11 protein-coding genes and 1 pseudogene are annotated in these 14,753 nt (G+C 57.8%); 5 read left to right on the plus strand and 7 right to left on the minus strand.

All coding sequences use genetic code 11. The features are described from left to right. Positions 1-76 precede the first annotated feature (76 nt). Positions 77-1,154: pseudogene (locus WE862_RS21370) on the minus strand (permease). A gap of 108 nt (positions 1,155-1,262) precedes the next feature. Between WE862_RS21370 and WE862_RS12525 the strand changes: the two are divergent. Beyond that, positions 1,263-1,592, plus strand: coding sequence for an ArsR/SmtB family transcription factor (locus WE862_RS12525; RefSeq protein WP_042029989.1), 330 nt, complete (start codon positions 1,263-1,265; stop codon positions 1,590-1,592). A gap of 73 nt (positions 1,593-1,665) precedes the next feature. Here the strand turns inward: WE862_RS12525 and WE862_RS12530 are convergent, their stop codons facing one another. After that, entirely contained in the window at positions 1,666-3,048 is a 1,383-nt protein-coding gene (locus WE862_RS12530; RefSeq protein WP_042029988.1) for an amino acid permease, read from the minus strand. A gap of 348 nt (positions 3,049-3,396) precedes the next feature. On the opposite strand from WE862_RS12530, the gene WE862_RS12535 reads away from it, so the two are divergent. After that, positions 3,397-3,720 carry a hypothetical protein gene (locus WE862_RS12535; protein WP_052448097.1) on the plus strand — a complete coding sequence of 108 codons (324 nt, stop codon included), beginning with the start codon at positions 3,397-3,399 and terminating at the stop codon, positions 3,718-3,720. 121 nt (positions 3,721-3,841) lie between these two features. On the opposite strand, the gene ppsR is transcribed toward WE862_RS12535, so the two are convergent. Then, a complete protein-coding gene (gene ppsR, locus WE862_RS12540) occupies positions 3,842-4,654 on the minus strand; it encodes a posphoenolpyruvate synthetase regulatory kinase/phosphorylase PpsR (protein ID WP_033116017.1) in 813 nt (270 codons plus the stop codon). Positions 4,655-4,972: 318 nt separating this feature from the next. On the opposite strand from ppsR, the gene ppsA reads away from it, so the two are divergent. Beyond that, the gene (ppsA, locus tag WE862_RS12545) at positions 4,973-7,351 is read left to right on the plus strand and encodes a phosphoenolpyruvate synthase (RefSeq protein ID WP_042029987.1); all 2,379 of its coding nucleotides are present in this window, start codon (positions 4,973-4,975) and stop codon (positions 7,349-7,351) included. 69 nt (positions 7,352-7,420) lie between these two features. Here the strand turns inward: ppsA and WE862_RS12550 are convergent, their stop codons facing one another. Both WE862_RS12550 and WE862_RS12555 read right to left on the minus strand, forming a co-directional pair. Then, a complete protein-coding gene (locus tag WE862_RS12550; protein ID WP_042029986.1) occupies positions 7,421-7,879 on the minus strand; it encodes a serine protease chaperone in 459 nt (152 codons plus the stop codon). Between the two features lie 18 nt (positions 7,880-7,897). Next, on the minus strand, positions 7,898-9,772 hold the full coding sequence (locus WE862_RS12555; RefSeq protein ID WP_042029985.1) for a S8 family serine peptidase: 1,875 nt from the start codon (positions 9,770-9,772) through the stop codon (positions 7,898-7,900). 461 nt (positions 9,773-10,233) lie between these two features. On the opposite strand from WE862_RS12555, the gene WE862_RS12560 reads away from it, so the two are divergent. After that, complete coding sequence (locus tag WE862_RS12560; protein WP_042029983.1) at positions 10,234-11,061, plus strand: MetQ/NlpA family ABC transporter substrate-binding protein; 828 nt, start codon at positions 10,234-10,236, stop codon at positions 11,059-11,061. A 78-nt stretch (positions 11,062-11,139) separates the two neighbouring features. Here the strand turns inward: WE862_RS12560 and WE862_RS12565 are convergent, their stop codons facing one another. Continuing rightward, positions 11,140-12,990, minus strand: a complete 1,851-nt coding sequence (locus tag WE862_RS12565) for a DUF3413 domain-containing protein (RefSeq protein WP_042029982.1) — start codon at positions 12,988-12,990, stop codon at positions 11,140-11,142. A 47-nt stretch (positions 12,991-13,037) separates the two neighbouring features. Next, positions 13,038-13,265 (minus strand): YejL family protein, encoded by a 228-nt coding sequence (locus WE862_RS12570; protein WP_005344699.1) that lies wholly within the window; start codon positions 13,263-13,265, stop codon positions 13,038-13,040. Between the two features lie 73 nt (positions 13,266-13,338). Between WE862_RS12570 and yejK the strand changes: the two genes are divergently transcribed. Beyond that, complete coding sequence (yejK, locus tag WE862_RS12575) at positions 13,339-14,400, plus strand: nucleoid-associated protein YejK (protein ID WP_042029980.1); 1,062 nt, start codon at positions 13,339-13,341, stop codon at positions 14,398-14,400. The last annotated feature ends 353 nt before the right edge of the window (positions 14,401-14,753 follow it).

Genomic DNA, 14,753 nt, shown 5'->3' on the forward strand with positions numbered 1-14,753 from the left:
TGCATCGCTCTTCTGACCTGTTTGAAAAACGCCGATCATCTGATCGGCGTTTTGCATTTAGAGGGATAGGGCGTTGTTAGAACAACAGTTGCGTGAGGTAGCCCATCAGGACTGCCATGCCGAGGATGACGGTCAGGAAGGCCGCTATCATCGGGGCTTTGAACATGGATCTAAGCAAGATCACTTCGGTCAGGCTGGCGCCGGCGCTGCCGATGATAAGGGCCATTACGGCGCCCACCCCCATTCCTTTGCCAAGCAGCACGGAAGCGAGAGGAATGACCGCCTCGGCACGAATATAGAGCGGGATCCCGACGATAGCGCTGAAGGGGATGGCCAGCGGGTTGTCGGCGCCGGCATGGGCGGCGATCCACTCGGCCGGAATAAAGCCATATATGAAAGAGCCGATGAGTACGCCAAGCAGCAGGAAGGGCAGTACATCGCGAAACTGCTGCCGGGCATCGGCACCTGCCTTGCGCAACTGGGCAGGCAGCATTTCTGTAGCAACCTGGGTCGTAGCGGTATCCGGGCAGCACGAGAGGGTGGGGCACCTCTGCACTCAGAGCTGAGGTACTACAGCAGGTGGCGCTTGCCATCGGCCGCATGGCCTTGATGGGACTTGCGTTGGTTGTGCAGCAGGCGGTTTGCGCCGGAGAGGATCTCTTGGTGCCGGGTTTGCAACCGGTGGTGCAACTGCCGGAGATTGCCTCTTTGGCATCAATGACATGCCGTTCGAACCCCATCTTGTCGAGCAGCAGGCTGGCCAGCATGGAGACGCTGGCGGCAATCACTGCGTAGAGCAGTGTCACTTTCCAGCCGAAGGTGGCCCACATCAAGCCGACGATGATGGGGTTCAAGAGCGGGGAGATGAAAAGAAAGGTGATGGTCGGGCCAAAGCCGGCTTTGGCGGAGAGCAATCCTCTCAGCATGGGGATGGTGGAGCAACTGCAAAAAGGAGTAACGGCGCCGAGCAGTGCCGAGAGCAAGTAGCCTCTCCCTTTGCGTGCCCCCAACAGGCGCTGGATCTTTTCATCGGGGATCTTTTGCCGCAGCAGACTGACCCCTGCACTGATGACCAGAAACAGGATGGAAAGCTCAAAAGTCAGGAACAGAAACATACGGGATGCATCAGTCAGCATCGGTAACCAGTGGTTCATCATGATACTCGCTTGGTTAAAACTATATTTCTAAAATATTCGAAATGATGTGATGGTCAAGATATTTCTGGTATTATCGAAATATTATGGTGTCGCAGGGGAATGAGAATGGAGCTGGAAGAGGTTGCCAAGGCGTTGAAGGAGCTGGGTCATCCAACCCGTCTGTTTATCTTCAAGCACCTGGTCAAGGCGGGGGAGCAGGGGTTGCCGGTGGGTGAGCTGCAAAAGCAGCTGGAGATCCCGGGATCAACTCTCAGCCATCATATTGCGGCACTGGTCTCGGTCGGGCTGGTGAAGCAGAACCGCGAGAGCCGCACCCTGCTTTGCGTCTCCCAATATGCAGTACTGGAAGAGATCATCGCCTTTTTCCAGGAGGAGTGCTGCGTAAACAGTCCTTCACGTGAAGTGCCGTTACCCACCAAGGCACCAGTTGGTTAGCAGTAAGCCCATCGCAGGAATGAAAAAACGCCGATCAGATGATCGGCGTTTTTGGTATTGAGAAGCCCGGTTATCAACCCAGATTGACGGCTGTCTTGGTTTGAGCCTGTCCCTTGCGCTTGATGACGAAGCCGATGCCTAGCACGACCAGCCAGGCAGGGATCAGTTCGACCGAGATGCGGAAATCGGGGGTCATGTACATGATCACCAGGATGCCAGCCATGAACGCGAGGCAGAGGTAGTTGCCGAAGGGATACCAGAACGCCTTGAACTTGGGCTGGATACCTTCCGCGACCTTGGCCTTGCGGAACTTCAGATGCGCGAGGCTGATCATCGCCCAGTTGATCACCAGTGCGGAGACCACCAGTGCCATCAGCAGACCAAAGGCCTTGCCCGGCATCAGGTAGTTGATCAGTACGCAGAGCAGGGTGGCGATGGCAGAGACCGAGAGGGCAACCAGCGGTACACCGCTCTTGTTGGTCTTGAGCAGCACTTTCGGGCCGTTACCCTGTTTGGCCAGACCGAACAGCATGCGGCTGTTGCAGTAGACGCAGCTGTTGTAGACCGACAGCGCTGCCGTCAGCACCACAATGTTGAGCACGGTGGCGACCAGATCGCTATCCAGTGCGTGGAAGATCATCACAAACGGGCTGCCGCCTTCGACCACTTTACCCCAGGGGTAGAGGGACATCAGGATGGCCAGGGCGCCGATGTAGAAGATCAGGATCCTGTAGATCACCTGATTGGTGGCCTTGGGGATGCTCTTTTCGGGGTTGTCAGCTTCGGCGGCGGTAATACCGACCAGCTCCAGACCACCGAAGGAGAACATGATCACCGCCATCGCCATCACCAGACCGCTGATGCCGTTGGGGAAGAAGCCACCCTGAGCCCACAGGTTGGTCACGCTCGCATCGGGGCCGCCGGCACCGGAGATGAGCAGATAGCCGCCAAAGCCGATCATGCCGATGATGGCGACCACCTTGATGATGGCGAACCAGAACTCCATCTCGCCAAACGCTTTGACGTTGGAGAGGTTGATGGTGTTGATCAGCACGAAGAAGAAGGCTGCCGACATCCAGGTCGGGATCTCGGGCCACCAGTATTGGACGTAGATACCCACCGCAGTCAGCTCGGCCATGCTCACCAGCACGTAGAGCACCCAGTAGTTCCAGCCGGACGCGAAACCGGCAAACTCACCCCAGTATTTGTAGGCAAAGTGGCTGAAGGAGCCGGCTACCGGCTCTTCCACCACCATTTCACCGAGCTGGCGCATGATCAGGAAGGCGATAAAGCCGCCGATGGCATAACCCAGCAGTACGGAGGGGCCTGCCATCTTGATGGTCTGGGCAATCCCCAGAAAGAGGCCGGTACCGATGGCACCGCCTAACGCAATTAACTGAATGTGGCGGTTTTTGAGGCCGCGTTTCAGCTCTTCACCGTCTTGTTTCAAATCCATGGATCTGTCCTTTACCTATCTCTGTTGTCTCTTGCCGGTGTTGGGCTCTTCCTGAGCAGCATCGCGATGCGTAGCCAAAACCTGACGAAATCTGTATTTATTTCGTTACGCCATGTCATTTTCAATTTTTAATCTGGACTGGCAACGGAAGCAGAATAGTGATAATTCGCCATAAATGCACCTGTTTTCCGCGCCAAGTGGTGGTGTTTTGGTCGCAAACCAGCTTTTTCATTAGATTTTCAGGTGATGAGATAGGTTTTGCTTGAAATTCAATCAATCGAATTGTGTTTTGTTGACATTTGTTGAGTTGTTTTGATTTCTGGGTGTTTGACCGGGAGGAGAGGGCTGATGATGGAGAGGCAACAGGGTGAGCAGCGACATACTCGTGACGAGGTAACACTGTTGCAGCGCTGGGTTGCCAGCGGATTGCTGGTGACGATCTGGCTGCTGATAGCCGCCAGTCCGCTGCTGCTGGTCGGGATGACGGCCATGATGGGGGGCTGGTTTGTACTGGGTGATGAGGGGTTGTTGCACCACTGGCCGTTGCTTCTGCTGGCTGGAGGTGTGGTGGGGGCGCTGGCTGGTTGTTTGCTGGCCGAGCGGATCCGCAGGCGCCACGGCCTGCTGCCCTTTTATGCCCGTTTGCTGAACAATCCCGAACTCAATCGTTAGGCAATCCCGGACGGCTTTTTATCACGGCGGCCATGGGGTAATAACCAGAAACAGAGGGGGAGAGGCTTGATGGCTTCTCCCCTCTTTGCATCTGGCGTGGCTTATTTGCTGTCAAGCTGGCTTAACAGAGCTGGCGACGCAGGCCGGTTGCCTCGAGGATTTTGGCGCTGATCTCCTCGACTGAGTGGGAGCTGGTATCGAGAAAACGGATCGCCTCCTGACGAAACAGCCGCTCCACGCTGGCCAACTCCTGCTCGCACTGCTCCAGCGAGGCGTAGCGGCTATTGGCGCGGCGCTGGTTGCGGATCTCGTGCAGCCGCTGCGGCGCTATGGTGAGACCAAACAGTTTGTGACGGTTGGCCTTGAGGGGCGTTGGCAGTTCCAGCCCACCCATGTCCTGCTCGATAAAGGGGTAGTTGGCGGCGCGAATGCCGAACTGCAGCGCCAGATAGAGGCTGGTGGGGGTTTTGCCGCAGCGGGAGACCCCGATCAGGATGATGTCCGCCTCGTCGTACTCTTTGGTGGTGATGCCATCGTCGTTGGCCAGTGCGAAGTTGACCGCCTCGATGCGATCGTCATAGAGCTTGCGGTTCTCCATGCCGTGGGTGCGATGGGGGCGGGGCTCGGCCTTCACCCCCAGCTCCTGCTCCAGCGGGCTGACGAAGGTGTTGAGAAAGTCGTGACTGCTTGCTTCGGCTTTCAGTACCTCCTCGCGCACCTGGGGATCGATGATGGTGTGAAACAGGATGGGGCGCACCCCGGTCTGGCGAAACTGTTCATCGATCCGCATCCGCACCTGCCGCGCCTTTTCACGGCTCTCCACGAAGGGGATGGTGATCTGTTCGAAGGCCAGTGGAAACTGGCTCAGTACCGCGTGGCCGAACACTTCGGCGGTGATGGCGGTGCCATCTGAAACATAAAATACGGTGTGCACGTAGAGCTCCTGTTACATCGACCAAGGGGCTGGCCAGGAAGTATCTGTCGAAACCATCCCCCTGTTGTCAACCGGTCTGCCATGCCCAAGTTGTGAAGTGGCTAGCAAACCTGAGTCGTTATCTTTTTATGTCGGCATTGTAGAATGTTCGGGTCATTCGACCATCCCCTATCTTGCTCGGGGATTTTTTTGACCATAAGTAGAAAACGTTTTCATGGTCGTTGGCAATAGAAGAAAGAGACAATAACGCACCTTACTCACCTATAAAAATCGGGCACAAAAAAGGTGCCATGGCACCTTGCCCACCAACCTGGAGACATGCAAGTGCAACAGTACGTACTCTGGTACGAGCAACTCGGAATGCAGGACGTAGAACGAGTTGGCGGCAAGAACGCATCCCTTGGCGAGATGATCAGCAACCTCTCTGGCGCCGGTGTATCGGTGCCGGGGGGCTTTGCCACCACCGCCTTTGCGTTTAACGAGTTTCTGGAGTCAAGCGGCCTCAACGGCAAGATCCACCATCTGCTCGACAATCTGGATGTGGATGACATTGCCGCCCTCAATCGGGCCGGTCAGCAGATCCGTGACTGGGTGATTGAAGCCCCGTTCCAGAGCGCGCTGGAGCAGGCGATCCGGGAGGCTTACGCCAGACTGAGTGCAGGTTTGGATGCCTCTTTTGCGGTGCGATCCTCCGCCACCGCCGAGGATATGCCGGACGCCTCCTTTGCCGGTCAGCAGGAGACCTTTCTCAACGTGCGCGGCATCGATGCGGTCATGGTGGCTATCAAGCATGTCTTTGCCTCCCTGTTCAACGATCGCGCCATCTCCTATCGGGTGCATCAGGGTTATGACCACAAGGGCGTCGCCCTGTCGGCCGGGGTGCAGCGGATGGTGCGTTCGGATCTTGCCGCCTCCGGCGTCATGTTCACTCTGGATACCGAGTCGGGCTTCAACGACGTGGTGTTCATCACCGGCGCTCACGGTCTTGGCGAGATGGTGGTGCAGGGGGCGGTCAACCCGGACGAGTTCTACGTGCACAAACCGACCCTCAAGGCAGGACGCCCGGCGGTGGTGCGCAAGACGCTTGGCTCCAAGCTTATCAAGATGACCTATTCCGGCGATGCCAGCCATGGCCGCCAGGTGCAGATCGTCGACACCCATGAAGCCGAGCGCGGCCGCTTTTGCATCACGGATGCCGAGGTGATGGAGCTGGCCAAGCAGGCCCTCATCATCGAGCAGCATTATGGCCGCCCGATGGACATCGAGTGGGCCAAGGATGGGCAGGATGGCAAGCTCTACATCGTGCAGGCGCGCCCGGAAACCGTGCGCAGCCGCCAGGAGGCCAACACCCTGGAGCGTTTTGCTCTCAAGCAAGCGGGCAAGGTGCTGATCGAGGGGCGGGCCATCGGTCACAAGATTGGCGCGGGCCCCGCGCGGGTCATCTCCTCCATCAGTCAGATGGATGAAGTACAGCCCGGCGATGTGCTGGTCACCGACATGACCGACCCGGACTGGGAGCCCATCATGAAGCGGGCCTCCGCCATCGTGACCAACCGGGGCGGCCGTACCTGTCACGCCGCCATCATCGCCCGCGAGCTGGGTATTCCGGCGGTGGTGGGTTGTGGCAATGCCACCGATAGCATCGAGGCTGGCCAGCTTATCACCGTCTCCTGCGCGGAAGGGGATACCGGTTTTATCTATGACGGCGAACTCGACTTCGACGTGGCGGTCACCGAGGTGGGCAACATGCCGCGTCTGCCCATCAAGATCATGATGAACGTCGGCAACCCGGACAGGGCGTTCGACTTCGCCCAGCTGCCAAACGCCGGTGTCGGTCTGGCCCGTCTCGAGTTCATCATCAACCGGATGATCGGGGTGCACCCCAAGGCGCTGCTGGAGTTCGACAGCCAGAGCCCCGAACTCAAGGCCACCATCGGCAAGATGATCGCCGGTTACGAGAGCCCGCGGGAGTTCTACGTCGCCAAGCTGACCGAGGGTATCGCCACCCTGGCCGCCGCCTTCTGGCCGGAGCGGGTGATCGTGCGGATGTCGGACTTCAAGTCCAACGAGTACGCCAACCTAGTGGGCGGCCGTGGCTACGAGCCTCATGAAGAGAACCCGATGATCGGTTTTCGTGGCGCGTCGCGCTACATCGCCGACAGCTTCCGCCCCTGTTTTGCCCTCGAGTGCGAGGCGATCAAGCGGGTGCGCAATGTCATGGGGCTGACCAACGTCGAGGTGATGATCCCCTTCGTGCGCACCGTGGGCGAGGCGGAGCAGGTGATCGACATCCTGGCCGAGAACGGTCTGCGCCGTGGCGAGCGGGGGCTCAAGGTGATCATGATGTGCGAGATCCCGAGCAACGCTCTCCTGGCAGACAAGTTCCTCGAGCACGTGGACGGCTTCTCCATAGGCTCCAACGACATGACCCAGCTCACGCTTGGACTTGATAGGGACTCGGGGCTTATCGCCCACCTGTTCGACGAGCGCAACGAGGCGGTCAAGGCGTTGCTGGCAATGGCCATTGCTGCCGCCCGCAAGGCGGGCAAGTACGTGGGGATCTGTGGCCAGGGGCCGTCTGATCATCCGGACTTCGCCGCCTGGCTGGTGGAGCAGGGGATCGACTCGGTGTCGCTCAACCCGGATACCGTGGTCGACACCTGGCTCTATCTGGCGGAGCAGAATGGCCGCAAGTAAGCCGCTGTCGTAGTGAAGAGAATAGAAAGGGGGCCATGATGGCCCCCTTTGTTATCCCGCTGACGAGACCTATTTTGGTTGCCGCTCGGCCCCCGACAGCTCGATCTGTACCTTCACCCCCTCGCTCTGGAGCTTGGTGGCGATGGCGTTGAGATCGGTGCCCGATTTGGCCTCCAGCAGGGCGATACCGCCGCTGCTCTGCTTGAAGTTCAAGCCGTGGCGCGTCGCCAGCGCCTTGGCGGTGGCATTGTCAGCTTCCACCAGCAGGGTTCCGCTGACGGTGAGCTCGGGGCTGGCGGCTCCCTGCATCAATACGTCGCCGCGGCGCAGGCTCTGCTGCGGCACTTTGTCATCCAGACTGCGGGCTACGCGCTTCTTGCTGCCGTTGTCGGGAATGAGGTAGGTCTGGCCGTTCACCTCTATGGTGCTGTACTGCTTGCCATCCATGGTGACGGACTCCTCGGCGCAGAGCTGTCCCGAGAGGGGGGCCAGCAGGGTTGCCAGAAGCAAGGTAACAGGTTTGTTCATGGTAATACTCCTAGCGTGTTAGCTGCGGTTGGCATCGTGACCCAGGACCCGCAGGGACCATGAGATCAGCTTGCCCGGTTGACGGTTGTTGCGCTCGGTCAGGGTGGTGCGCTCCTTGGTCTTGCGATTGAGCAGAGAGACCTGACGGGTACCGTTGGCAACGTCGGTTACCTCCAGTCGCCACTGGCCTTCGGCCGATTCACCGTAAAACTTGTGGGAGAGCAGGCGCATGTCACGCAATCCCTTGGTGCGCACAAAGCCCAGCTGCTGCTGGTCGAGAGATTGGCCGACGAGGCTGTTGAAGGGGCTCAGCAGGATGCTGCGGGTGCCGGCGGGGGAGACCAGTTCGATCAGAAGATCGGGCAGACGCTGGTGATCCAGGCTCACCATCACCTGAACCGCTTCGACCGTCAACGGTGTGGCAATGCGGGTTGTCGAGCTGGTCGGGCTGTTGCCCACATCCGGGATGGCAGCGGTACTGCCGGTGACATTGATCTTCTGCCACGGCAGCTGCACCAGCGGGGGGAGGGGCTGGTGATTGGCTGCCAGCTCAAGCGCCTTGTTGACGTCGATCAGACCGAAACCGTAAGTCGGGCTGAACCACATGCCGGCGGCATTGCGCTCCCACCCTTCCAGCCCTTTCACGTCGCGCACCTTGCCGGTGCTGCTGGTGTAGCTGACCATCACGGGCTGATGTTTGGCATCGACCCGGGTAGCGCTGCGCGCCAGCAGATCCCGAAAATCGCGTACTGACAGATCCGGGTAGGCGGACATCAGCAGTGCCATGGCACCCGAGGTACTGGGGGTGGCAGAGGAGGTGCCGTTCATCACGCCGTTGTAGTCGCAACTGGCATCCAGTTGCGGGTTGCCGTGCAGCCGGTTGGTGCGGGGATCGTCGGTGCGGTTATAGCCCATATCGCAGCCGGGCAGATCCGTGGTCACCATGGCGGGGGAATCGGTACCGTACTCGCCGCCGGTGGCGCTCAGGAAGACGTTGCTGCCGACGCTGGAGTAGGAGGATCTGACACCATCTGCGTTGAGCGCGCTTACCACCAGGTTCCAGAAGTTGCTGTTTGAGGGGTCGAGATTGCTGTTCTCGAACGGCAATTTGGGGCCGTTGCCGGTGCGATTGAGCACATAGCCGCCCGCCGCTATCTTGTTGAAGCCGTTGCCGGCAGCCTTGATATAGGCGGCACTCTGCGCCTTGAGGGTTTGCTGTTCGAACAGACGGTCGAGCTGGGCCTGATCCAGGTCGTTGGCCGGACGGGGATCGACCAGGCTCATGCCATAGCTCTGGTTGAACACCCGGTTATCGCGGCTGGCATCGCTGTCGCCAAGGGCGTAGAGCCAGTCTTTCTGCAACTGCTGGCTGTTGTCGTCCAGCAGGTTGAACCCCTGCAACTGGGCCCGCGGGGCGATCCCCTTGGTGCCGATGGCGTTGTCTACCGCCGCTATGATGCCGGAGACCGAAGTGCCGTGCGCCGTATCCGCATCCGTCGGGGTCGGGTCATCGCTGCCGGTCACCACGTTTTTGGATCCCGGACGGACGTTGTCCGCCAGATCCGGGTGGGCGATAGCCAAGCCATCATCCACCACGGCCACATTGACCCCCTGTCCCAGCACGCCGGTGCGATGTGCCCACCAGAGGTTGAGGTCGTTGCCTGCTACGCCGCCACGGGCGCTGAAGGCATCCTGGCCACTGTTGAGCAGATACCACTGCTGATCCTGCAGCGGGTTGATGCCGGGCAGACAGCGTTCGCTGCTGCTGCGGCCGGTATCCAGTCCGGCTTCCTTGCCGGTCAGGGGGGCACAACTTTCATTTGCCTGAACAGATGCAACTGGCAGAGCCGACAGCAGTGCTGTGATCGCCAGTGCTAACGATGTTTGCTTCATTATTTTTAAACTCCATCTTATAGAGCACCTTCCTGGGTGCGAATGGAATCTACACACGGATGATGAAGAGCCAAAAGAACCTGTTTTCATAAGTTAGATCAGCCTCAAAGAAATCCGATCTTTTTTATGTTAGATATTCCATTGGAGCTGATCGTGTGTTTTATTGAGAGCATTTATCAGCGCTCGCTATTGATCTTTTTGTTGTTAAGTCAGGTGGTTAGCAGTCAATGCTGACTGGCGCGCGATGTGCGCTGCCACATTGGCGTAGTTTGTTTGCACTCCGTTCTCTTCATTCCCCATCTCTTCGTCGCCCGGCTCATAAGCTTCCTCAATTTTGTCGCTTGGTATTGGTAGCCGACTCTGATAAGTTGTCTTTCATTAGCCGTTTGGACGTCTGGATTTCCAATTTGAAATCAGTAGTCCGCTATCACCTTGATGAGTCTTGAGACAGGGAGTCTTGTATGTTGCGTCGCACCTTCTGGTTTTGTTCTCTATTGCTCTTGCTGAGCGGCACTCTGGCTGGCACTGCCTGGGCGGGTGAGCAGGATCGCCAAGAGATTGTGATCGGCACTACGGTGGGGGATTTTGCCGACATGGTGACCGACTCCATCAAGCCGCAGCTGGAGGCCAAAGGGTACAAGGTCAGGCTGGTGGAATTTACCGACTATGTTTCCCCCAACATTGCGCTGGCGGATGGCTCGCTCGATGTGAACTGTTTCCAGCACAAGCCTTATCTCGAGAGCTTTAGCAAAGACCGCGGTTTGTCACTGACACCCGTTGTGCAGGTCCCCACCGGGCCGATGGGGCTCTATTCCGGCAAGTTGGCCACACTCGATCAGCTGAAAGAGGGGAGTACGGTGGCTATCCCCAACGATCCCACCAATCAGGCGCGCGCCCTGCTGATGCTGCAGGATTTGGGCTGGCTCACTCTCAAGAAGGGGATTAACCCGCTCAAGGCGAGTGAGTTTGATGTGGTGAACAACCCGCACAATCTCAAGCTGGTACTGCTCGAGGCGGCGCAACTGCCCCGTTCGCGGGAGGATGTGGATTTTGCGGTGATCAACGGCAATTTTGCCGCCTCCAGCGGCATCCCGTTTAGCCAGGGGCTCTTTCTTGAGCGCAGCTACGCCTTTATCAACTGGGTGGTCGTGAAGCAGGTCGACAGCGAGAAGCCATTTGTCAGGGATGTGGCGGCCGCCTACAACTCTGCGGAGTTCAAGGCTTATGCCGCCAAGCGGTTTGCCGGCTACAAATTGCCGCAGGCATGGTCGACCGGGCAGGTTCAATAATCCACACCAGCAATTGCTTGGCGCCACTCCAAAAAACGCCCCCGAATGCGGGGGCGTTTTGTTTGAGATAGATGCCTGTCAGGGGTGACGGTAGAAGCGGTTGAGCTCGTTCATTACCTGGATCATGGCGCCCATGTCGGGAGTGGCCCGCTTGATGGGTTGATAGCTGTTGCGATCCAGTAGCTCGAAGTCACCCTGTTTGTTGAAGTGGGTGATAGTTCCGCTCTGGTAGATGGCAAAGTCGTTCTGATCCCCGGCCAGCAGCCAGTTGCGCGGGCTGAAGTCGAACAGCGAGCGGCCAATGCTGTAATCACGCGGCGGGTTACGCACCCCCAGCATCCCCTGCATCAGGGTCGGTGCCAGGTCGAAATGGCTGCTCGGCTGCTCGATCACCTGACTGTTTCGGCCAGGCCAGGCCACCACCATGGGCACCTGCACCTGATAGAGGGAGTAGTTGCTGCCAGCGCCCCAGCTGTTGCTCTGGGTGTCGTTGAACTCCTGACCATGGTTGGAGGTGATGACCACCACCGTATTGCTATCCATGCCCTGCAGCTGCAGTTTGGTCAGCATCTCTTCCAGCAACTGGTCGGTATAGAAGACCGAGTTCTTGTAGCGATTCTCCAGCTTCACCAGGTTTTCCGCCCGATAGGCGGTAGCCGGATTGAAGTTGGTCAGCTCCGGCTGGAAAGGGCCCTTCATGGTTGCGGGCAGCTGGTAGTCGCCAGGACTTGAGAGATAGACCAGCGAGAACCAGGGGCGCTCCGGCGTGCGCTTCTCCAGCCACTGCTGCCAGTCGGTCAGCAGCTTGCCGTCGTTGGTCTGCTCGGAGACAAACACCTGTTTGCGCAGACCGGCGAGGATGCTCTTGCGATACTTCTGGCCATCTTCTATCGCCCCGAACAGGCCGAACTGGTAATCCTGGCGCAGCAGTTCGTCAAACAGCACCGGCGGGCGCTTGTCGCTGCTGATCTCTTTGTAGTAGTGACCGGGCAGGCCATAAAAGAGGCTGAACATCCCCATCAGGTCATCGTTGCCGCCGCTCAGGTGATTGCGGAAGCTGAGATGCTGATCCGCATAGCGCTGCAGATTAGGCATGTTGATGTTGTTGAGCATGTCAAAGCGCAGCGAATCGACCACCACAATCAGCAGGTTGCTGTGGGTAAGGGGCGCATTGACGTTGAGCGGCCGCAACGGATAGCGGATCCGGCTGTCACTGTCATCGCTCTGGTTGGCTGCCTGCTTCTCGTACTGATCCAGATCCAGCCAGCCGTGTTTGGCCAGGAAGGAGCGGGCCGTCATGGGGTAGGAGAGGGGGAAGTTGGCGCGCTGCATGGTGATGGGCTGATACAGGGTGGCATCCGCCCAGCTGTTGACCACGTGGGTCAGGATAAAGCAGACCAGCAGCGCCAGCCCTACCTGATTGCCATACTGACGGCGCTTGCGCTTGTTGATCTTGCGCCAGACATAGGCCGACAGCAGCAGTTGCAGCAGGAAGATGGTCGGCACGGCAACGAAGATGATGCTCCAGATCGAGCCCTCCTCGGTCTGGGCCTGATCCAGCAGCAACTGCCACACCTGGGCATTGAGGTGGAACTTGAAGAGCCGGAATACCTGGGTGTCGATCAGCAAAAGCACCAGCGCCAGCGTCGCCACGACGGCGGAGATGAAGCGCAGGGGCTTCTCTTTGGGCAATACGAAGCTCAAAGGGAAGATCGTCAGCAGGTAGGTGACGAAACTTAAAAACGAGAAGTGGCCAATCCAGCTTACAACGAGGTAGACCACACCAAGGGTGGTCGACGGCCAGCTGATGGCACCCAGGTAACGGGTGGCAATCAGCATGGCGAGAATGATGTTGAAGAAGGAGAACCAATGCCCCCAGGTGATCAGGCGAGAGACATTATCACGATAGGGGTTACCGGTTTCGACCATAGTGATCCATCTGCGTTGAGAAACGTCAAATCAACAGAGTCGGGGACTCAGTGCGTGTCGTGGCGGTTATCGACCGATGCGGTCAGGGCCTGGACAAACTTTTCGGTGATGGCCTGACGCTGGGCCGGAGCCATACCGTTGATGATATTGGTAGTCAGGTTGCCGAGCACCATCAGACTGAGATCCACCGGCGCCTTGTGCTTCTCCAGGGCGGTGATCAGGTCGTTCATCAGGGCGTCAAACTGCTCGTTATTGTACTTTGATACGATGGGCATAATCTTCAGTTCATCTCGGTTCAAAGCGCCTTATAATACTTCACCCTTTCGGCTAACACTATGGCTTTGTGACATGAGTCTCGATATCGACAAGATCATACTTCACTCCCTGCGCCAGGGCGGCGATGGTCAACCACACGCCGATACCCGCAGCCAGACCCTTCCTCCCGACGAGGCGGTACAGGGGCTGATGGCGGAGCTGCATCGCATCTATAACGGCAAGGGAGGCAAGGGCTTTGGCTTCTTCGCCGACCCCGAGGCTGCCGTCGCCGAGCTGGCGGAGGGGGAAGAGGCCCCCAAGCAGCCCTCTCCCGCGTTTCGCATTGCCCTCGAACAGCTGCTCGGCGAGCAGAGCGAATTTGTTCCCTTCTCGGTCAATGTGACCCAGATGCTGGTCAAACAGCTGGTGGAGCACGCCCTCGATGAGCAGGGGGTATTGCTGATTGCCAAATACAACTATGTCGGTGTCGATTATCTGATGATCGCCCTGCTGGAGGGCAAGGAGAGCGTCACCGTCAGCGAAGCGCTGGAGTTGCGTCACATCCAGTATCTCGATATTGGCAAACTCAATCTGGTGGCCCGCATCGATTTGACCGAGTGGAAAACCCAACCCGAGTCACGCCGTTATATTACCTTCAGCAAGGGACGTATTGGTCGCAAGCTGGGCGACTTCTTTATGGATCTGCTGGGTGCCCGTGAAGGAATGGATGCCAAGATCCAGAATAAAGGGCTGCTGCAGGCAGTTGAAGATTATTGCGAGAGTCGCCAGCTCGAACCGGCAGAGCGCAATGACTATAAAAAGCAGGTTTTCAAATATTGCACCGAGCAGGCGAGTGCCGGTGAAGAGATCGAGATCAAGGAGCTGTCGGCAGAACTCTCCGCAAAAGATGCCGACGAGGGTGACCTCGATTTTTACAGCTTCATTGGTCAGGAGTACGAACTGGAAGAGCGCTTCCCGGCCGACCGTTCTACCCTGCGCGGGCTGACCAAGTTTGTTGGTTCCGGCGGCGGTCTGACACTGAGTTTTGAGCAGAAGTTGTTGAACAGCCGCGTGTTTTATGACCCGCAGACCGACACCCTGACCATCAAGGGGGTACCGCCCAACCTCAAGGATCAGCTGCTGCGCCAGTCGTAATGTGATCAAGCCGTCATTTCCGGCAAAAAGAGACTCTGCCTTGGCAGAGTCTCTTTTTTATTGGGCGAAAGGGGCAGGGCGAAACCGGGCCGGTGCTTTGTTAACAGATCAAACAAAATAAACCACCTGAAAGGGTTTTCATTCAAGTGAAAACCCTTTCATTGGGGTAATTATATTTCAGTTTGGTAATTATATTTCGGTTGTTGTTTTGAAATAAGCCGATAAACAGGGTTATTTCCCCGATTTAAGAAAATGTTTTCAAAACTTTCTGGAAGGAAATACGTAATTGCATTTCAAAAATGCGAGTTGCGTCATGTGAGGCGAATGACGCTTGGGATAATATTCACTTCGCA

Origin of the sequence: Aeromonas jandaei (assembly GCF_037890695.1) — a bacterium.
Lineage (GTDB): Bacteria > Pseudomonadota > Gammaproteobacteria > Enterobacterales > Aeromonadaceae > Aeromonas > Aeromonas jandaei.